20 protein-coding genes are annotated in these 19,572 nt (G+C 68.8%); 7 read left to right on the plus strand and 13 right to left on the minus strand.

Annotation, left to right across the window (positions count from 1 at the left end; genetic code table 11):
• Positions 1 to 36: 36 nt before the first annotated feature.
• The 3 genes from BM175_RS02030 to BM175_RS02040 form a co-directional block, all read right to left on the minus strand.
• Positions 37 to 792, minus strand: a complete 756-nt coding sequence (locus BM175_RS02030; protein WP_090958494.1) for an N-acetylmuramoyl-L-alanine amidase — start codon at positions 790 to 792, stop codon at positions 37 to 39.
• Positions 789 to 1,505 (minus strand): J domain-containing protein, encoded by a 717-nt coding sequence (locus BM175_RS02035; protein WP_090958497.1) that lies wholly within the window; start codon positions 1,503 to 1,505, stop codon positions 789 to 791. The genes BM175_RS02030 and BM175_RS02035 overlap by 4 nt, the downstream gene beginning before the upstream one ends.
• Before the next feature lie 156 nt (positions 1,506 to 1,661).
• Positions 1,662 to 1,883, minus strand: a complete 222-nt coding sequence (locus BM175_RS02040) for a hypothetical protein (RefSeq protein WP_090958499.1) — start codon at positions 1,881 to 1,883, stop codon at positions 1,662 to 1,664.
• A 198-nt stretch (positions 1,884 to 2,081) separates the two neighbouring features.
• Here BM175_RS02040 and BM175_RS02045 point away from each other — a divergent pair, with 198 nt between their 5' ends.
• Together BM175_RS02045 and BM175_RS02050 are read left to right on the plus strand one after the other, a co-directional pair.
• Positions 2,082 to 2,876, plus strand: coding sequence for a glycoside hydrolase family 25 protein (locus tag BM175_RS02045; protein WP_090958502.1), 795 nt, complete (start codon positions 2,082 to 2,084; stop codon positions 2,874 to 2,876).
• 71 nt (positions 2,877 to 2,947) lie between these two features.
• On the plus strand, positions 2,948 to 4,147 hold the full coding sequence (locus BM175_RS02050) for a lytic murein transglycosylase (protein WP_090958505.1): 1,200 nt from the start codon (positions 2,948 to 2,950) through the stop codon (positions 4,145 to 4,147).
• Positions 4,148 to 4,187: 40 nt separating this feature from the next.
• On the opposite strand, the gene BM175_RS02055 is transcribed toward BM175_RS02050, so the two are convergent.
• From BM175_RS02055 to BM175_RS02075, 5 genes are all read right to left on the minus strand, one after another.
• Positions 4,188 to 5,165, minus strand: coding sequence for a zinc-binding dehydrogenase (locus BM175_RS02055; protein WP_090958507.1), 978 nt, complete (start codon positions 5,163 to 5,165; stop codon positions 4,188 to 4,190).
• 232 nt (positions 5,166 to 5,397) lie between these two features.
• A complete protein-coding gene (locus BM175_RS02060; RefSeq protein WP_090958510.1) occupies positions 5,398 to 6,156 on the minus strand; it encodes an iron ABC transporter ATP-binding protein in 759 nt (252 codons plus the stop codon).
• Positions 6,153 to 7,142: an iron chelate uptake ABC transporter family permease subunit gene (locus BM175_RS02065; protein ID WP_090959128.1), complete on the minus strand. Its 990-nt coding sequence runs from the start codon at positions 7,140 to 7,142 to the stop codon at positions 6,153 to 6,155. The genes BM175_RS02060 and BM175_RS02065 overlap by 4 nt, the downstream gene beginning before the upstream one ends.
• A 19-nt stretch (positions 7,143 to 7,161) precedes the next feature.
• On the minus strand, positions 7,162 to 8,124 hold the full coding sequence (locus tag BM175_RS02070; protein WP_090958513.1) for an ABC transporter permease: 963 nt from the start codon (positions 8,122 to 8,124) through the stop codon (positions 7,162 to 7,164).
• A gap of 29 nt (positions 8,125 to 8,153) precedes the next feature.
• On the minus strand, positions 8,154 to 8,966 hold the full coding sequence (locus BM175_RS02075) for a siderophore ABC transporter substrate-binding protein (RefSeq protein ID WP_139224552.1): 813 nt from the start codon (positions 8,964 to 8,966) through the stop codon (positions 8,154 to 8,156).
• Positions 8,967 to 9,362: 396 nt separating this feature from the next.
• On the opposite strand from BM175_RS02075, the gene BM175_RS02080 reads away from it, so the two are divergent.
• A complete protein-coding gene (locus BM175_RS02080) occupies positions 9,363 to 11,600 on the plus strand; it encodes a TonB-dependent receptor (protein ID WP_090958518.1) in 2,238 nt (745 codons plus the stop codon).
• A gap of 171 nt (positions 11,601 to 11,771) precedes the next feature.
• Here BM175_RS02080 and BM175_RS02085 read toward each other — a convergent pair whose 3' ends face one another.
• The 5 genes from BM175_RS02085 to BM175_RS02105 all read right to left on the minus strand — a co-directional run bounded on the left by BM175_RS02085 (position 11,772) and on the right by BM175_RS02105 (position 14,983).
• Positions 11,772 to 12,722, minus strand: a complete 951-nt coding sequence (locus BM175_RS02085) for a glycine--tRNA ligase subunit alpha (RefSeq protein ID WP_090958521.1) — start codon at positions 12,720 to 12,722, stop codon at positions 11,772 to 11,774.
• 100 nt (positions 12,723 to 12,822) lie between these two features.
• Positions 12,823 to 13,002 (minus strand): hypothetical protein, encoded by a 180-nt coding sequence (locus BM175_RS02090; protein WP_244545826.1) that lies wholly within the window; start codon positions 13,000 to 13,002, stop codon positions 12,823 to 12,825.
• Between the two features lie 71 nt (positions 13,003 to 13,073).
• Positions 13,074 to 13,925 (minus strand): S49 family peptidase, encoded by an 852-nt coding sequence (locus tag BM175_RS02095; RefSeq protein WP_090958526.1) that lies wholly within the window; start codon positions 13,923 to 13,925, stop codon positions 13,074 to 13,076.
• A gap of 70 nt (positions 13,926 to 13,995) precedes the next feature.
• A complete protein-coding gene (locus BM175_RS02100; protein WP_175526727.1) occupies positions 13,996 to 14,763 on the minus strand; it encodes a tRNA1(Val) (adenine(37)-N6)-methyltransferase in 768 nt (255 codons plus the stop codon).
• On the minus strand, positions 14,756 to 14,983 hold the full coding sequence (locus BM175_RS02105; RefSeq protein ID WP_055888530.1) for a putative signal transducing protein: 228 nt from the start codon (positions 14,981 to 14,983) through the stop codon (positions 14,756 to 14,758). The genes BM175_RS02100 and BM175_RS02105 overlap by 8 nt, the downstream gene beginning before the upstream one ends.
• Before the next feature lie 144 nt (positions 14,984 to 15,127).
• On the opposite strand from BM175_RS02105, the gene BM175_RS02110 reads away from it, so the two are divergent.
• The 4 genes from BM175_RS02110 to moaB all read left to right on the plus strand — a co-directional run bounded on the left by BM175_RS02110 (position 15,128) and on the right by moaB (position 19,570).
• Complete coding sequence (locus BM175_RS02110; RefSeq protein ID WP_090958532.1) at positions 15,128 to 16,141, plus strand: polyprenyl synthetase family protein; 1,014 nt, start codon at positions 15,128 to 15,130, stop codon at positions 16,139 to 16,141.
• A gap of 155 nt (positions 16,142 to 16,296) precedes the next feature.
• Entirely contained in the window at positions 16,297 to 18,123 is a 1,827-nt protein-coding gene (locus BM175_RS02115) for a tetratricopeptide repeat protein (protein ID WP_090959131.1), read from the plus strand.
• An 8-nt stretch (positions 18,124 to 18,131) separates the two neighbouring features.
• Entirely contained in the window at positions 18,132 to 19,031 is a 900-nt protein-coding gene (locus tag BM175_RS02120; RefSeq protein ID WP_090958534.1) for a 4-(cytidine 5'-diphospho)-2-C-methyl-D-erythritol kinase, read from the plus strand.
• Entirely contained in the window at positions 19,028 to 19,570 is a 543-nt protein-coding gene (gene moaB / locus BM175_RS02125; protein ID WP_090958536.1) for a molybdenum cofactor biosynthesis protein B, read from the plus strand. The genes BM175_RS02120 and moaB overlap by 4 nt, the downstream gene beginning before the upstream one ends.
• Positions 19,571 to 19,572: the final 2 nt, after the last annotated feature.

The following is a 19,572-nucleotide window of genomic DNA, read 5'->3' on the forward strand; positions in this document are numbered from 1 at the left end:
ATAATTCGAGACGGCCGTAAGCCGGCCATACATTCTCTATAGGATGGACGGCAGGCTCGTCAGGAGGCGGTGAAGCGTCGTGATCGTCCCCATGTCGGCGACGCCGTCCACACGGCTCGGCCTGAAGTGCCGCTGGAAGGCTAATGTGTTGAAACGCGTTGCCTCGTCGAAGGTTCCGCTGATTTCCTGGAAATATCCATAAGCCGCGAGCAGCCCCTGATAGGCTTCGACGGGTTGCCCGCTGTCGCCCATCGCCAGGAAGCGGCCGCCGGTCGCTTTAGCGGGCTCGGTCCAGTGGCCAACCCCCGCCGCGAAAAGTTGATCCCACGGGAAGAGTTCGCCCGGATCCTCCTTGCGTGTGGGCGCAACGTCGGAGTGTGCGAGGACACTTTGTGGCGCGATCGACCAGCGCGCGACGCAATCGCGACACAATTCGATCACCGCCGCCACCTGCGCGAATGGGAAGGCACGGTAACCGTGTTCGTGGCCCGGATTGACGATCTCGATCCCGATCGAGCGCGAGTTCACGTCATCTCGCCCGCGCCACCACGAAACACCGGCGTGCCAGGCGCGGCGCGCCTCCGGCACGAGCTGGAAGATCCGACCGTCCTCTTCCACGAGATAATGCGAGGAGACCTCCCCTTCCGCCCCCGACAGGCGGCGCAGCGCCGCCTCGCCGCTGACCATGCCGGTGTAGTGCAGGAGGAGGATCTCCGGCGTCGCGCCGTTGCGCCGGGCGTCGTGATGGGGCGAGGCGACGATCTGATCGACGAGCGTGCTGTCCGGCATCATGTCATCGCGACCCGGCCCACGAGCGACCACGCGGCGTTGATCGCCTTCATCCGCTCCGTGGCGATCGCCATAAACTCGTCCGGCACGCCGCGGGCGGCCAGCCGGTCGGGATGGTTCTCCTTCACGAGCTCGAGATAGCGCCGCCGGATCACCTCGGGCGGATCGGTCGGCCGCACGCCGAGGACGGCGAAGGCACCCTCCGGGCCGGACTGCACATGCCGCGCCTTCACGCGCTCGAATTCCGCCTCGGTCATGCCGAAGATCTCGGCGACCCGCGCGAGGAACTCCAGTTCCCGCTCGTGGATCGTGTCGTCGGCGCCGGCGATGTGGAAGAGACCGTCGAGCACGTCGCCGAGCAGCGCACAGTTGCCCGGCCCCCCGTCGCACAGGACGCGCATCTTGGCGGCGTAGATCTCGAAGCCTGCCGTGTCCCGGCGCGCCAGATCGTAGAGCCGGAAGACGTTTCCGACCTCTTCAGGTGGAATCTTGAAGATCTCCTGGAAGGCCCGGATCTCCCGCTGAGTGACGACACCGTCGGCCTTCGCCATCTTCGCCGATAGAGCGATCATTGCGACCGAGAAGGCGACGCGCCGGCGCGTCTCGCGGTCGCCGGCATAGGCGGTGCGCACGCGCTCGACGATGGCTTCGATCGCCTCCGCACCGGTGGCGGCGAGGTCACGGAAAAGTTGTGCGAGCGTCGAGAAGATGGACATGGGAGCCGGGTCCTGCCGCCGGTTGGGCGAGTCCCCGCCGTTCTATCCGATCGCGGCGGGCGGCTCAAAGGTCTTGCCGCCACCCGCCGGGCGACCATGAGAAAAGGCCCGCGCTTCGTGGCGCGGGCCCTCCCGGTTGCGCGGGTTTGCCGCGAATTACTGCGTGGTCGTGGTGCCCGTGGTGCCGGTTGCGGGCGTCGTCGCGGTGCCGGTCGCGGGCGTCATCGAGCTGCCCGTGGCAGGCGTCGTGTTCGTCGTGCCCGTGGCGGGCGTCGTCGTGGTGGTGGTCGCGGCCGGGGTGGTGGACGAGCTGTTGTCCGAGCACGCGCCCAGCGCAAGCATGGAAAGGGCGCCGATGGCGAGGGTCAGGGAACGCATGGATCGTCTCCGTTGGTGAACACTGCCCCCACAACGACCGGGACCCGGATGGGTTCAATTTCATCAGTTCACGCCGCAAGACGTGATGTAACACCGCTTGCGATCACTCGATCCCGATGGTCGGTGACAGGCTGGCGCAAGGCTTCGACGGGAAGGTCCCGGCGGGCTCCGGCCGCTTCGACGCCAACGGGAAGACGCATGCGCGCGATACAACGCCTCCTGTCGCGGGCCGCCTTCGGCTCGCGCGTCCTCGTCGTCCTCGGCGCGGCGCTCGTCATTGCTGGATGCCGGAGCGCGTCGCTCGACCCCGTCGATCTCGGCTTGACCGGCGTTTCCGGGACGCAGCCCCACCACTATCCCGTCCACGGCATCGACGTGTCGAAGTACCAAGGCAAGATCGCCTGGGACACGGTGCGCGCGGGCGGCGTCGCCTTCGCCTACATCAAGTCGACCGAGGGCGGCGACCGGGTGGACTCCGCCTTCCGCCGCAACTGGGACGCGGCGGGCGCGGCGGGCGTGCCGCGCGGCGCCTATCACTTCTTCTACTGGTGCCGGCCGGGTATCGAGCAGGCCCGCTGGTTCATCGAGAACGTGCCGCGCGATCCGGCCGCCCTCCCCCCGGTCCTCGACGTCGAATGGACGCCGGACTCGCCGACCTGCACGCGCCGTCCGCCGCGCGAGGAAATGGTCCGCGAGATGACCGCCTTCATGGACGCGCTCGAGAAGCACTACGGCGTGCGCCCGATCATCTACGCGCCGATCGACATCCACCGCGACCGCCTGATCGGCACCTTCCCGAACCATCAGTTCTGGCTGCGCGGCGTGAAGGACCATCCGAGCGTCAACTATGCCGGCCGCGAGGACTGGCGGTTCTGGCAATGGACGGCGACCGGCACGGTGCCCGGCGTCTCCGGCGAGGTGGACCGCAACGCCTTCTCCGGCACCAAGGCCGACTGGGAGACCTGGCTGCGGGCGCATCGCCCGGCCGCCTGACTTCCTCAAACCGCCCCATTTGGCCCGTCAAAGGCGGCGAACCCGAACCGCTCAGGAGCAACCGAACCGCCATGGCCCCTTCCTTCAAATCGCTGGCGCTCGCCTCGACCCTCCTCGTCGCGGGCGTTTCGGGTGCGGCCGCGCAGGGCGCGCAGTGCGGCGGCAACTGGAACCAGTTCATGGAGGGCGTCCGGGCGGAGGCGCTGGCCAAGGGCCTGTCGCCGGCCGGCGTAGACCGGGCGCTCGCCAATGTGCGCCAGGACGAGAAGGTGCTCTCGCGCGACCGCGGCCAGGCCGTGTTCCAGCAGGAATGGAGCCGCTTCCAGGGGCGCATGGTCAACAAGGACCGGCTGGCGCGCGGACAGGCGCAGCTGAAGAAATACGCCTCGACCTTCCGCGAGGTGGAGGCCGCGACCGGCGTGCCCGGTCCGGTGATCGCGAGCTTCTGGGGTCTCGAGACCGACTTCGGTGCCGTCCTCGGCGACTTCGACACCCTGTCGGCGCTCGCCACCCTCGCGCACGACTGCCGACGGCCCGAGATCTTCCGCCCGCACCTGATCTCGGCGATCGAGCTCGTGGACAAGGGGTATCTCCGCCCCGACCAGATGCGCGGCGCCTGGGCGGGCGAACTCGGCCAGACGCAGATGCTGCCCGAGGACTACATCGCCTTCGGCACCGACCAGGACAGCAACGGCCAGATCAACCTCCTGACCGACGTGCCGGACGTCCTCATGACGACCGGCAAGTTCATCCAGTCGATGGGCTGGCAGCGCGGCCAGCCGTGGCTCGAGGCAATCCGCGTGCCGGCCGACTTCCCGTTCGACCGCGCCGCTCTCGTCAACAAGGAACCGCGCCGCGCATTCGCCGCGCTCGGCGTCACCAAGTCGGACGGCTCGCCGCTGGAGCGCGACGACGTGCCCGCCTCGATCATCCTGCCGCAGGGCAAGGGCGGGCCGGCCTTCCTCGCCTTCCCGAACTTCGACATCTACCTTCAGTGGAACAATTCGCTGACCTACTCGCTCACCGCCGCCTATTTCGGCACACGGCTGGCCGGCGAGCCCGTGGTCGACATGGGCAACCCGCAGCCCGGCCTCGACGGCGACCAGATGAAGGTACTGCAGAACAAGCTCGTCGCGCTCGGCTACGACGTCGGCAAGGTAGACGGCATCCTCGGCGCCAATACGCGCGCGGCGGTGGCAACCGAGCAGGGCAAGCGCGGCTTCGCGCCGGACGGGTGGCCGACCGCCCCGTTCCTCGCTGCCCTCAACTGACCCTCGGACGGGCGGGCCGCGTTGGCCCGCCCGCGCCGCATCAAGGCTTCACCAGCACCTTGCCGACCTTGCCGGGTGCGAGCGAGGCCTCGACCGCGCGGCCGATCTCGGCAAGCGGAACAATCTCCTCTGCCACGAGCTTCAATTCGCCCTTGGCGACGCGCGTCACCAGCTCGCCCATCAGACGCCTGCGATCGTCCGGCGACGCGGCGGGGCCAACCTTGGCGCCCCAGAACCCCTTCACCGTCAGCTGCTTGAAGATCACCGCGCCGGACGGGATCTGCATCGGCTCGCCGGTCATCGAGCCGAAGCAGACGAGCGTGCCGTTCTCGCCGATCACGTCGGCAAGGTCCGCCGCCGCCCGGCCGCCGACGGATTCGACGCCGGCCTTGATCGGCGCGCCGCCGGTCAGCTCGCGCACCCGATCCTTCCAGCCCTCGCCCGACGTTGACACGGCGTTGCGGATGCCGGCGGCCTCCAGCTCCGTGACGCCCTCGTCGCGGCGCACGAGGCTGACGACGTGGATGCCGCGCGCCTCGGCGAGCTTCGCCAGCATCCGCCCGACGGCACCGTTGGCGGCGTTCTGGACGATCCAGTCGCCCGAATTGGCGCCGAGCGATTCCAGAAGCGTGATGGCGCTGAAGGGCATGGCGACCAGCTGCGCGGCCGCCTCGTCCGAAATCTCGTCCGGCACCGGCATGACGCCCGCCGCCTTGGCGATGAAGCTCTCGGCCCAGGTGCCGTGAACGCCAGCCGCGCTGACGCGTCGGCCGACCATCGCGGCATCGACGCCCTCGCCCACCGCCTCGATCGTGCCGACGGCCTCGGAGCCGCCGATCGCGGGCAACGGCGGCTTGTAGCCGTAGGTGCCGCGCACGGTCCAGAGATCGTGGTTGTGGATCGGCGAGAGAAGCGTGCGGACGCGCACCTCGCCGGGGCCGGGCTCGGGTGTCGGGCTGTCGCCCGGATGCAGGACGGCGGCGGGATCGCCGAAGGTGTCGTGAACAGCGCTTTTCATGTCTCTGCTTCCATTCGCTTCCGATGGGCGAAGGCGACAGATGGATCGGCAGCGGGTGGCGCCAAGAGCGACATGGACGCGCGAAAGCGCCCGTCCCGCGTCATCTCGGTCGGGGTGCTGCGCTGTCTCGTCATGTGCCGCCGGCTGGAAGCAGGCGACAGGCCGTCATCCATCCGACTGGGGACATCATCCATGGGAGTTCAAGGCTAGGTTAAGGTCAGCGCGCCCTCGGCTACCGCCAGAACAGGCAGACCGGTCGTCCATCGATCCGCTCGACCGCGAGGGGGATGCCGTAGATGTCCTGGAGCACCGACTCGCTCACGATCTCGTCCGGCGTCCCCTGCCGGCAGACGCGGCCCGCGCGCATCGCGACGATGTGGTCCGAGTGCCAGGAGGCGACATTGATATCGTGGAGGACGACGACGACGGTGCGCCCGAGTTCGTCGGCCGCCCGGCGCAAGATCCGCATCATCGCCGCCGAATGGCGCATGTCGAGATTGTTGAGCGGCTCGTCGAGCAGGATGTAGTCGGTGTCCTGACACAGGACCATGGCGACGAAGGCCCGCTGCCGCTGGCCGCCGGACAACTCGTCGAGAAACCGATCCGCCAGATCGGTGAGATCGAGGTAGCCAAGCGCCCGTGCGACATGCTCCTCGTCGCCTGCGGCCGGGCGACTGCGCGAATGGGGGTAGCGCCCGAAGGCGACGAGGTCCCGTACCGTCAGGCGGGCCGTCATGTGATTGTCCTGCCGCAGCACGGCGAGCCGGCGCGCCAGAACCGGTCCTGCCGTGGTGACGACGTCCAGTCCGTCGATTGCGATGGTGCCGCCGTCGAGCCCCACGAGGCGCGCGATCATGGACAACAGGGTCGACTTGCCGGCACCGTTCGGCCCGATGATCGACGTCACGCCCCGCGCCGGAATACGCAGGCTGACGTCGTCGACGACGAGCGCCCCGCGATAACGCTTGCTGACCCCTTGGATCTCGATCAACGCGCCGCTCCCCGCAGGACGAGGGCGATGAAGACGGCGCCCCCCAAAAACTCGACGATCACCGACAGCGCGGTGTCGAAGTGGAAGACGCGTTCGAGCACCGTCTGCCCGCCGACCAGCGCGATGACCCCTAGCAGGGCAGCTGCCGGCAGGACGTCGCGATGGCGCGAATGCCCGACCAGCGCCTGCGCGAGGCTCGCGACGAGGAGACCGAAGAAGGTGACCGGCCCGACAAGCGCGGTGGAGACAGCGACGAGGACCGAGATGATGCCGAGGATCGCCAGGACGGTCCTCGCGTATTCGACGCCGAGATTGATCGCTTGGTCGCGGCCGAGCGCGAGGACATCGAGCACCGGGCCGAGCCGCCACAGGACCAGAGTCGCGGCGGCGGCAAGCGTGTAGGACAGGCCGACAAGGGTCGTGTCGACCGAGCCGAAGCTTGCGAACAGCGTATCCTGCAGCACCTGGAAGGCATTGGGATCGAGCAGCCGCTGCATGAAGGTCGAGAGCGAGCGGAAGAGAATGCCGAACACGATGCCGACCAGAACGAGCAGGTGAACGCTGCGCTCTTCGCCGAGGAACAGCCAGCGAAACAGGAGCGCCGAGAAGCCGACCATGATCGCCACCTCGCCGAGAAACCGAAGATGGGGATCGACGAGAGCCAGCATGTGGATGCCGATGAAGAAGGCGATCGCGGTCTGCACGAGAACGTAGAGCGCGTCGAACCCCATGATCGCCGGGGTCAGAATGCGGTTGCGCGTAACGGTCTGGAACAGGACGGTCGAGATCGAGATGGAGTAGGCGACGAGGACCAGCGCCGACAGCCGCTGGCCGCGAAACGCGAGAACGAACCCCCAGGACCCACGGGCCCCGATCGTGAGAAAGGCGAGCGCCGACAGGAGGGCGAGCACGCCGAGGAGGATGAGCACGAGCGTTGCACGCTTCGGCCCTGGGCGTCGCCGAAGGCGGGCCGCCGTCGGACTAATGCCCGCCGCACTCCCGAACTCACGCGACACGTCGCCTCGCGCGCAGAAGAAGGTGGAGGAAGATGAGGCTGCCGAGCACGCCCATGACGACGCCGATCGGGATCTCGTAGGGGTAGCGCACCAGGCGCCCGATGAGGTCGCAGACCAGAACGAGGCCCGCGCCGCCCAGCGCGACCAGCGGGACCGAGCGGCGCATGTTGTCGCCCACCGCCAGGCTGACGATGTTGGGCACGACGAGGCCCAGAAACGGGATCGCGCCGACGGAGACGAGGCACACGGCCGCGATCACGGAGACGAGGACGAGGCCGAGCGTCATCGACGCCTCGTGGCTGAGCCCGAGGCCGACGGAAACGTCGCGCCCCATTCCGGCCAGAGTGAACCGGTCCGCCGCCCAGTAGGCGAGGCCGGTCGCGGCGAGACCCAGCCAGAGTAGCTCGTAGCGTCCGCGAAGAACGCCCGAGAAGTCGCCGGTCGTCCAGGCGAGAAGCGACGGGAGAAGGTTGAAGCGGTAGGCAAGGAAGGTGGCGAGCGCGCCCGTGACCCCGCCCAACATGATTCCGACCAGCGGCACCAGCATCGCGTCGCGCAGCGGCACCGCGCGCAGGATGCGAAGAAAGAGCGCGGTGCCGGCGAGCGCGAAGGCGGCCGAGACCAGCATCTTGCCGATGATCGAAGCGCCCGGCGCCAGGATCGTCGCGACGAGGAAACCGAGCGAGGCGGCCTCGGTGGTGCCGGTGGTCGAGGGTTCCACGAAGCGGTTCCGGACGATCATCTGCATGACAAGTCCGGCGATCGCGAGCGACGAGCCGGCAAGGAGGATGGCAAGCGTGCGCGGAATGCGGCTGACGACCAGCAGCCGCATGGCGTGATCGTCCGCGGAAGTGCCGAACAGCAGGCCCGGCGACACGCTACCGGCACCGACGAAGAGGCTGATCGACGCGAGGAAGCTTATCGCAAGGAACGCGGGAAGAAGGACCTTCAAGCGACGCGGCTCCGGCCGGCTGCGACCCGTCAGGCCCCGCCGCGATATCCCTCGATCACCTGGTCGAGAAGCCGCATCAGTCCGGTCACGCCGTGCATCGTCACATAGGCGGCGGCCGGGTCGAGATAGACGATCTGGTTCTTCCGCCAGAACGTCGTGCCATGGATGAGTTCGTTGTCGAGCGTCGCGCGCGCCGATCCTTCCTGTCCGATCCCCGCGTCGCGATCGACCACGAAGAGCCAGTCGGGGTTCTTCTCCGACAGGTACTCGGCGGAAATGGCATCCCCGCCGTGGTCGCCATCGTCGACCCCCGCGAACACGGAGGGAACGGCCAGCGCGTCGTAGATCCAGGCGACCCGCGAGCCCGGTCCGTAGACGCCGAGGCGGCCACCATTGGTGACGACCACGAGGCCGGAGCCCCTGCCGGCGGCCGCTTCGCGCGCCTCCTTCACCTTGGCGTCCAGCGCAGCGGTCAGGGCGGCCGCGCGCGCCTGCCGGCCGAAGATGGCGCCATACTGGGCAAGGCTTGCCTTCACGCCGCCGACGATATCGGCATTGTCGACCGTCATGTCGAGCGTGGGTGCGAGTTGTCGCAGCGTCTCATAGGCGGGGCGCGAGCGGTTGGCGACGATCACGAGGTCGGGCTCCGCAGCCGCAATGCCTTCGATGTCGGGCTCCTGCAGCGAGCCGACACGAGGAGTCCCCTCCGGCACGAGAGGAGCGAGATAGGACGGCGTCGCCGAAGCGGGCACGCCCGCGACCGGAACGCCCAGTGCATGCAAATTGTCGAAGGCGGCCCAATCGGTCACGACGACCGTCTGCGGGGACGCAACCAGCGTCATTTCCCCTTGGGCGTGCCGAACGGTGACCGGCTCCGCGAGGGCCGGCGACGCAACGCCGGCAGACGCAACCGAGACGAGCAGGACGGCAATTTGCAGGCAGATCGTCAGCACATCGACACCCCATCCTCACGTCGGTTTTGCGGGATGGTTTCCTATACTGGAGCCGATTTGTCCAGTTTATTGACAGGAAACAGACGGCGGTTTCGAAGCGGCGTTGCGGCCGTTTCGATCGACCGCATCTCTCACCGTCTCGTGATTTGCTGTTGCAGATTTGCAATCATGACTTGATTCGTCATGTTTTAGAGGCGTTCTTCGTTGAGGCAGCGCACCCCCCTTCCCTAAACGGAGATCACAACCCTCGCGTCCAACCCTGACCGATCTTCCGGAGACCTCCTCATGCGACCGCATCGCTGCGCAGCATCCCTTCGCCCGGCCCTGTTCGGCGTTTCGTTGGTGGCCCTGGGCTGCGCATCGGCCTCCGCGCAGGATCAGCAACGGTCTCGCCCTGCCGATCAGGCCGTATCGGAACCGGTCGTTCTCGACGTGGTGGTGGTGGATGGTGCGGCGGGCACACCGCCGGCGACGGGTACGGTGGGGCAGCCGCCGGCACCTTTTGCCGGAGGCCAGGTCGCGACCGGCGCGCGGCTGGGGGCGCTCGGCAATCGTTCCATCCTGGAGACGCCGTTCAACGTCGTCAGCTTCACCGAGCAGCTGATCCGCAACCAGCAGGCGCGCTCGCTGTCGGACGTGGTTCTGAACGACCCATCGGTGCGCAACGATGCGCCGGCCTTTTCCGAACGCGATGCCTTCTTCATTCGCGGCTTCTCGGTCACCAATCTCGATACGGCCTATGACGGCCTCTTCTACATCGCCAATCCGCGTCGCCAGTTCCTGGAAGGGGTCGAACGGGTCGAAATCCTGAAGGGGCCGACAGCGCTCCTCAACGGCGGCGTCGGACGCGTCGGCGGCACGATCAATCTCGTCCCAAAGCGTGCGCCGGACGAACCACTCAACCGCCTCACGACGACCTATCTCAGCGACTCGCAGCTCTGGCCGCATTTCGATGTCGCCCGACGCTACGGCGAAACCGGCGAATGGGGCATCCGTGCCAACGGTTCCTATCGCGCCGGCGACACGCCGCTCGACCGCAACGAGAACGAAGTCGTCGTCGGCTCCCTGGGGCTCGACTACCGGGGCGAGCGACTGCGCGCCTCGCTCGACCTCAACCGTTCCGAGCAGAAGATCGACGCCCCGACGTCGCTCTTCAACGCTGCGGCGCCCGGCATTCCGATCCCGCGCGCGCCCGACGGCCGTATCAACACCGCCAACTCGTTCGAATACATCGACAGCGCCTACGAGATGGCGGCGGGACGCGTCGAGTTCGATCTCCTCGACAACACGACGGTCTACGCTGCTGGCGGCGCCAGTCGCTACCGCGAGGATTTCCTGACCTCGTCCTACCTGATTAACGACGCGGCGGGGAACGCGACGGGGACGCTCGCCATCCAGCCTCAGCAGATCGAAGGTCGCACGGGGGAAGTCGGCGTGCGCACACGCTTCGAGACCGGCGCGGTCAGCCACCAGCTCAACGTTTCCGCCTCGCAAGCCCTCAACGAGAACTATCGCGGCGGCTTTCCGCGCGTCACCCTGCCGAGCTTCCAGACCAACATCTACAATCCGAGCTTCCTACCGGCGACCCGCATCAGCTCCTTCGACTTTCCCCTGGCGAGCGGCCGGCCGCTCTTTGCCGATCTTCTCGTGACCAGCCTTGCCGTGTCCGACACCCTGTCCGTGGCGGAGGAGCGCTTCCAGCTGACGGTGGGCGGCCGCTATCAGGACATCCGCTCGCGCGGTTTCTCGACGGTCGTCGGTCCGACGCTCGGCGATCAGACCTACAACTACGAGGATTCGCGGTTCAGCCCGGCTGTCGGTGCGGTCGTCCGCCTCACCGAGAACTTCTCCGTCTACGGCAACTACATCGAGGCGCTGACCGAGGGGCCGACCGCTCCGTCAACGGCGCGGAACGCGAGCGAGGTCTTCGCGCCGGTCGTCAGCGAGCAGAAGGAGATCGGCGTCAAGTACGACTTCGGCGGCTTCGGCTTCACAACCTCGCTCTTCCAGATCGAGCAGCCGAGCGGCTTCACGGACCCGGTTTCGCGTCTCTTCTCGGTGGACGGCCTCCAGACGAACCGGGGCGCCGAGTTCACCGTCTTCGGCGAAATCGCCGAGGGGGTCCGGCTGCTCGGCGGCGTGACCCTCATCGAGGCGGAACTCGAAAAAACGGCGGGTGGTCGGTTCGACGGCAACAGCGTTCCGGGCGTGCCGAAGGTCGCCATCAACCTTTACGGCGAATACGACGCCGACTGGCTCGCACCCGGACTGACCTTGACAGGCCGAATGCTGCACACCTGTGCAACGCGCTACGACCAGGCCAACACGCAGCGCGTGGACGACTGGACTCGCTTCGATGTCGGCGCGCGTTACGGCTTCGTCGGGCCCTACGACAAGCCCGTCGAGGTGAAGTTCAACATCGAGAATGTTTTCGATGAAGCCTACTGGGCCTCGTCGGCACGCGGCTTCCTCGCCGCCGGCGCGCCCCGAACCTTCCTCGTCTCCACGTCGATCGACTTCTGATCGACAAGCGGGCCAGGGCTCCAGAGCACTGGCCCGCAAGCGAACTCTTCAGGGGCGGATTGCTGCGCCAGGAGAAGCGCACGCCGTGGCTCAGTGTCCCGGACTCCCGGCGACACCGGCGGACCCGACGTCGTCCCGGGACCACCTGGCGGTACGGCGTCTCCGACGGCGCTACGCGGCCGCCGCGCTCCACCCGGCCCCGCCCGCTTCCGTCAGGAGGAACGCCTCGCCGCAGGCCTTGGCAAGGGTGCGCACGCGCAGGATGTAGCTCTGGCGCTCGGTGACGGAGATGACGCCGCGAGCGTCGAGGAGATTGAAGGCGTGCGAGGCCTTGATCGCCTGGTCGTAGGCCGGCAGCACGCAGCGGTGAAGGGCGCCGGCGGCATCCGGCGCGCCGGCCTTCAGGATCGCGGCGCACTCGGCTTCCGCGTCGTCGAAATGCTGGAGCAGCATCTTCGTGTCGGCTATCTCGAAGTTGAAGCGCGAGTATTCGCGCTCGGCCTGGAGGAAGACGTCGCCGTAGGTGACCTTCTCGGCGCCCTCGCGGCCGTTGAAGTTGAGGTCGTAGACGTTGTCGACGTTCTGGACGTACATGGCGAGGCGCTCGAGACCGTAGGTCAGCTCGCCCGCGACCGGCGCGCATTCGATGCCGCAGACCTGCTGGAAGTAGGTGAACTGCGAGACCTCCATCCCGTCGCACCAGCATTCCCAACCGAGACCCCAGGCGCCGAGCGTCGGCGACTCCCAGTCGTCCTCGACGAAGCGGATGTCGTGCAGCGCCATGTCGACGCCGATCGCCTTGAGGGAGCCGAGATAGAGCTCCTGCAGGTTGGGCGGGTTCGGCTTCAGGATGACCTGATACTGGTAGTAGTGCTGGAGGCGGTTCGGGTTCTCGCCGTAGCGCCCGTCCTTGGGGCGACGGGAGGGCTGGACATAGGCCGCGTTCCACGGCCGAGGCCCGAGCGCGCGCAGGGTCGTCGCCGGGTGGAAGGTGCCCGCCCCCACTTCCATGTCGTAGGGCTGGAGCACAACGCAGCCGTAGTCGGCCCAGTAGCGATGGAGCGCGAGGATCAACCCCTGGAAGGAGCGTTCCGGCCGCATGTGATCGGCAAGTTCGGACATGGCAGCGGACCCTGGATGTTCTCGACGCGGCGTTCTTGTGACGCGCGAGTTGCCATGCCCGCTTTGCCGGGGTCAAGCCTCGGGCGCGTGGCGCAGGGCTTCAGTCGCGCCGCAGCCGGTAGACGCCGTCGGCGCCGCGCTCCAGCGTGCCGTGCGCACCGGTACGGTGCTCGGCCTCGGAGCGGCGGTTGCGCTCGATCACCCGCGCGGTTTCCTGCTGAAGCTGGCGATAGCCGAAATAGGCGGCGGCCCCGACGAGGCCGAAGAGGAAGATGGGCATCGGATCGACCATGATTCACACGGGCTCCAGTATTCCGGCGGTTTCGGGCGAAGGCAAGGCGCCGTCCGGTATCAGAGGCCGTAGCGCGCCCAGAGCGCACGCTCCTCGGCGGCCGTGACGGCGGCATCGACCGCAGCGTTCGCCAGCGAGGCGGCGGCGCCCCCGCCGCGACCGATGCCGAAGATCCCGCGCTTCTGCTGGACGACGGCCAGCTTCACCTTCGGCCCATAGGTTTCGCGCAGCACCGTGCGCAGGTCGCCGAGCCGGTCGACGAGGCCGAGCTCAAGGCCGCGCGTGCCCGACCAGAAGAGGCCGGAGAACAGGTCGGGGTGGTCGGCGAGACGGTCGGCGCGGCGCGAGCGCACGAGGTCGATGAAGGTCCAGTGCACGTCGAGCTGGAGGGACTTCAGGTGCTCGACGTCCTCGGGGCGCTCGGGCCGGAAGGGGTCGAGCGTCGCCTTGTTCTGGCCGGCCGTATGGACGCGGCGCTCGATGCCGAGCTTGGCGATGAGGTCGACGAAGCCGAAGCCGCCGGACACGACGCCGATCGACCCGACCACCGACGAGGGATCGGCGACGATCTCGTCGCCCGCGCAGGCGATCATGTAGCCGCCGGACGCGGCAAGGTCCTCGCAGGCGACGACGACGCGCTTGTTCTTTTCCTCCGCAAGATCCCGGATGCGCTGGAACACGAGGCGCGACTGGACGGGCGAGCCGCCCGGCGAGTTCACCGAGATCGCGACGGCGGGCGAATCCTTCCAGGAGAAGGCCTTCTCCAGCAGCGGCGCGACGGAGGCGAGGTTGATCGAGGAGCGCAGCGGCGAGCCGCCGGCCATGATCACGCCGTTCAGCCGCACCACGGGGATGACGGTCTCCGTCTTGCGGAAGCGCTTGGGGATCAGCTTGGCGATCGGGTTCGGCACGGGGCTTGGCTCTCATGAAACGTCGGACGCCCGCCATGTAGGCATCCGACCCGCCCGACGCCAATGCGGCTCACCCCATCGCGACGGTGAGCCGCCCCTGCCCCAGCGCCTGCCGCGTGGGTGCGTCGAGCACGACCGGCGGCAGAAGGCGCAGCGGCGCGCGCGAGCCGCGGGTCGCCGCGCACAGGATGCGCACGGCCGGGGCGTCCGCCCTGGCATGGACGGGGCGGATGGCGAGACCGCCGAGCCGGTTGCCGCAGGCGCCCGCGATCGCCGCGACCTGGTCAGGCCGGCCGATCATGTGGAAGCGCCCACCATGGCGCAGGAGCGCGGCGGCGACGGCGATCCAGCGCGTGGTGAAGGTATCGTCGGGCTCGGCCTTGGCGGCCGCGCGCGCGGCAACCGGCGAGACTCGGCCGCCCGCGGGATGGAAGGGCGGGTTGGTGAGGACGAGATCGAAGGCGCCGTCGACGAGGCCAGCCGCCTCGCGCACCGGGCGCTGGAGGAGGAGGTCGAGCTCGGCGACGCGCAGGCGACCGGCCAGCCCCGCGTTTTCCGGCAGCGCGAGGGTCTGGCGGGCGAGCTCGGCCACGGTCGGGTCGCGCTCGGCCAGCGTCACGGCGAGGACCGGCGCGCGGAACGCGGCGGCGAGCGCGACGGCGCCCGAGCCGGACCCGAGGTCTGCGGCGGCTCCCGCCTGCTCCGGCTCGACGGTGGCGGCGAGAAGCAGGGCGTCGTCGCCGGCGCGAAGGCCGCTCTTTGCGGGCTGAAGCAGGTAAAATGCGCCGCCGTAGAACGCGTCCTTGGTGACGGCCTCGGCGGCCGGAGATTCAGGCACGGTCGGACAATTCGTGAGCCAGCCCCGCATCGCTGAGAAGGCGCCGCGCCTGATCGATCTCCTCGTCGTCCACGAGGAGGCGACGCGGCAGGATGCCGATCGAGCCGTCGAGGACGCTCATGTGGCTGTCGGCGAGGAGATGCCCGATCTCGGCATCGCGCAGAAGCGCCTGCACGAAGGACAGGAGGACGGGATCGTTGGAGCGCAGGAGTTCGATCATGGCCGGGTCCAGTGGCCCGAAAAGCACGCCGGACGCAAGCCGGGACGCATGGCAGGTCGCCCGATGCCGCCAGCGCGCCACTTTACGCACTTGCCGCCCAACGCCCGCCCGGCTATTGCGCGCGCAGCGATACGGAGAAGACCAGTGACCCTTGCCCGCCCCCTGGATCAGACGAGAGCGATCGCCTCGATCGACCCGATCCTCGGCCTGACGCGTGCGGACATGGATCGCGTCAACGCGCTGATCCTCTCCATGGCCGGGTCCAACGTCGAACTCATCCCCGAAATCGCCGAGCACCTGATCTCGTCGGGCGGCAAGCGGCTGCGGCCGATCCTGACCCTCGCCTCCGCGCTCGCCTTCGGATACCGCGGCGAGAACCACGTGAAGCTCGCCGCCAGCGTCGAGTTCCTGCACACCGCGACACTCCTCCACGACGACGTGGTGGACGAGAGCGACCTGCGCCGCGGCCGGAAGACCGCGCGCACCATCTGGGGCAACCAGGCGAGCGTGCTCGTCGGCGACTACCTCCTCGGCCAGGCCTTCAAGATGATGGTCGAGGTCGGCTCGATGCGCGCGCTGGCGATCCTCTCCAACGCCTCGGCCGTGATCGCCGAGGGCGAGGTCTGGCAGCTCTCGGCCGCCAAGCAGATGTCGACCACCGAGGCCGACTACATGGCGGTGATCGGCGCCAAGACGGCTGCCCTCTTCGCAGCCGCGGCCGAGGTCGGACCGGTGATCGCGGGCGCCGGCGCCGACTTCGAGGCGGCAATGCGCGACTACGGCCTGCACCTCGGCCTCGCGTTCCAGCTCGTCGACGACGTCCTCGACTACGGCGGTTCGGCCGACGACCTCGGCAAGAACGTCGGCGACGACTTCCGCGAGGGCAAGATCACGCTCCCCGTCATCCTGTCCTATGCCGCCGGCAACGAGGACGAGCGCGCCTTCTGGCGCGAGGCGATGGAGAACGGGCACAACGACGATGCGGCGCTGGCGCGCGCACGCGACCTCCTGGCGCGGCACGGGGCGCTGGAGGCGACGAAGGCGCGGGCGCGCGAGCACGGGCGCCTCGCCTCGCAGGCCCTGTCGGTCCTGCCCGCCGGCCCCCACCGCGAGGCGCTCGACGCCGTGGTCGCTTTCTCGATCGAGCGAATCCGATAGTCCTCGCAGGCGGCTGGCGTCCTTCGCCGTCGCAAAATAAACATTCTGGAAGCGGACAGGGGTGGACGCACGTCCCGCTGCCGAGGCAGCAGGCGAGCATGAGTGCGGCGGCCGACGCTTTCGCGCCGGCGGGGTCGGGAAAAAGGAAGTTCGACGTGGATAGAACGCGTATCTCGCGGATCGCTTTGGCCGCTGCCCTCGCCGCCGCCGTCGTGGCCGGGCCCGCCATGGCCCAGACCACCGAACCCGCCGCGCAGGATGCGCCCGCCACCGGCACCGAGCGCGCGACCGTCAACGTCCAGTCGCTGTCGGGCGCCTATCTTGCGGCCAAGCTCGCGCGCGAGAACCGCCAGCCCGGCATCGCGGCCGACTACTACGACGAGGCGCTGCGCCTCGATCCGACTTCCGCGGTCCTCCAGCAGGAGGCGATGTTCGCCTATCTCGCGGACGGCCGCTTCAAGGACGGCGTCGACCTCGCCGCCAAGCTCGTCGACGACGACACGGTGGGCAAGGTCGCGAAAATCGCGGTCGCGCTCGACGCCCTGCACGAGGGCCGCTTCGACGCCGCGATCGAATCCCTCAAGCTCAACGACACGAGCGATCTCGACTCGCTGCTCGTCGGCCATCTCTCCGCCTGGGCCGATGTCGGCGCCGGTCGCGGCCAAGAGGCCATCCGCCGGGTCGAGGCGCTTCGCGGCGCCTCGTGGTTCGAGGCCTTCAACCAGTACGAGATCGGCCTCATCGCGGGGCTGACCGGCGACGTCGAGCGCGCGCGCACCGCGCTCGGGGCGCTGATCTCCGACCAGAGCACGGCGCAGACCTCGGTCGACGCCTATCTTGCGGGCGCCGAGGCGCTGGCGCGCATCGAGGCGCGCGCGGGCCGCAAGCAGCAGGCGCTCGACGCCGTGGCGCGCGGCCTCGAGCTCGCGCCCTCCTACGAGCCGCTGACGCAGCTCGAAGCCGCCATCCGCGACGGCAAGGAGATCGCCCCGCCGATCCGCGACGCGCAAGGGGGTGCCGCCGAGACGCTTTACATCCTCGGGCAGGCGATCAACCGCGGCGACGGCCAGGACGTCGCGCTTCTCTATTTCCAGTTCGCCAAGGCGGTCGCCAACACGGCCGATCCGAAGCTCCTGACCGCGCTCGCCGGCGTCGCCGACCGGTCCAAGCAGATCGACCTTGCGATCTCCTACTACGAGCAGATCCCGGAGGGCTCGCCCTACCGGCGCACCGCGGAACTGCAGATGGGCCTCGACCTGTGGCAGGCCGAGCGCAAGGACGAGGCGAAGGTCCACCTGCGCAAGGCCGTCGAGAGCTACCCGGACGATCTCCAGGCGCATCTGGCGCTGGCCGACGTGCTGGCGGCCGACAAGGACTATGCGGGCGCAGTGACGATGCTCGACAAGGCCCTGTCGCTCGCGCCCGCCGACGCGCCCAACGTCTGGAACATCTACTATCAGCGCGGCATCGCCTACGAGCGGCAGAAGCAGTGGGACAAGGCCGAACCGGACTTCCGCAAGGCGCTGGAACTCGAGCCGAACCAGCCGCAGGTCCTGAACTATCTCGGCTATTCCTGGGTCGACATGAACCGCAATCTCGACGAGGGGCTGAACATGATTCGCACCGCCGTCGAGCTGCGCCCGAACGACGGCTACATCATCGACTCGCTCGGCTGGGCCTACTATCGCCTCGGCCGCTTCGACGAGGCCGTCGAGCAGCTGGAGCGTGCGGTCCTGATCATGCCCGCCGACCCGACGCTGAACGACCATCTCGGCGACGCCTACTGGCGGGTCGGGCGCACCCGCGAGGCGCGATTCCAGTGGAACCGCGCGCTGGTCGGTGACCCCGCGCCGGAGGCGGCGGAGGTCGAGAAGATCAAGAAGAAGCTCGCCGAGGGCCTGGCGCCGGTGGCCGATACCGCCACCATCGCGCCGCCGCCCGCCGCGGATGGCGGGACCGAGGCCCCCAAGGTCTCGAACTGACGGTCGCGATGGACGCCTTCGTCCACGTTCCCTGGGTCACGAACGTCACCGCGCGAGCCAAGATCAATCTCGCGCTTCATGTCGTCGGCCGACGCGTCGACGGCTACCACGAGCTGGAAAGCCTCGTCGCCTTCGCCGAGTTCGGCGACCGGCTGCAGATCGCCCCCGGCACGCGCGACGCGCTCAGCGTCGACGGGCCGCTCGGCGCGGGCGTGCCGACCGACGGCGGCAATCTTGTGATGAAGGCGCTGGCGTTGGCGCAGGAGCTGGCCCCTGCCAGCGGCGTACGCCTGTCGCCGCTCGCCATCCGCCTGTCCAAGCATCTGCCGCACGCTGCCGGCATCGGTGGCGGCTCGGCGGATGCCGGTGCCCTGCTCGCCTGGATCGGCGCGCGACATCCAGCGCTTCGGCCCTCGCTTGCCGAGCGCTGCGTCTCGCTCGGCGCCGACGTGCCGATGTGCCTCTCCGGCGAGGCGGCGGTGGTGCGCGGCATCGGCGAGCGCGCCGAGCGGCTGGCCGCCCTACCCGCGATCCCCGTCCTCCTCGTCAATCCCAGCGTGCCGGTCGCGACCCCGGCCGTCTTCGCCGGCCTCGCGCGGCGCGACAACGCGCCCCTCATCGCGCCGCCGGCGACGGGCTTCTCGGACCTCGAAACGCTCGCGCGCTACCTCGAGGCCGCGCGCAACGATCTGGAGCCTCCTGCGCTAGGGCTCGCGCCGGCGATCGGCGACGCCGTGGACGCCGTGAACGCGGCTGGCGCGCGCTTCACCCGCATGTCGGGTTCCGGCGCGACGGTTTTCGGCCTCTTCGCCTCCGATGCTGCCTGCCACGAGGCAGAACGCCGGATCGCGGCATCGCGGCCGGGCTGGTGGGTCAAGGCGACGCAACTGACGGGACAGGGCTCATGAGCGACCGCGACTTCATTCCCCTGTCGATCGCGGTCCTCACGGTCTCGGACACACGCACGCGCGAGGACGACCGTTCCGGCGACACGCTGGTCGAGCGGCTGGAGGGCGCGGGTCATCGGCTCGGCGACCGCCGGATCGTGCGCGATGACGTCGAGGCGATCCGCGAGTGCGTGCTCGGCTGGTCGCGCGATCCCGGCATCGACGTCGTGATCACCACCGGGGGCACGGGCTTCACCGGCCGCGACGTGACGCCGGAAGCGCTGGAGCCGATCTTCGACAAGCGGATGGACGGGTTCTCCATCGTCTTCCATCGGATCTCTTTCGAGAAGATCGGTGTCTCGACCATCCAGTCGCGAGCGACCGCGGGCGTCGTTAACGCGACCTTCGTCTTCGCGCTGCCGGGCTCGCCCGGCGCCTGCCGCGACGGCTGGGACGGCATCCTCGCCGCGCAGCTCGACTATCGCCACCGGCCCTGCAACTTCGTCGAGATCATGCCGCGGCTGGACGAACACCTGCGGCGCGGCGGCCTTTCGGCCTGACG

The organism is Aureimonas phyllosphaerae (genome assembly GCF_900113065.1).
GTDB lineage: Bacteria > Pseudomonadota > Alphaproteobacteria > Rhizobiales > Rhizobiaceae > Aureimonas > Aureimonas phyllosphaerae.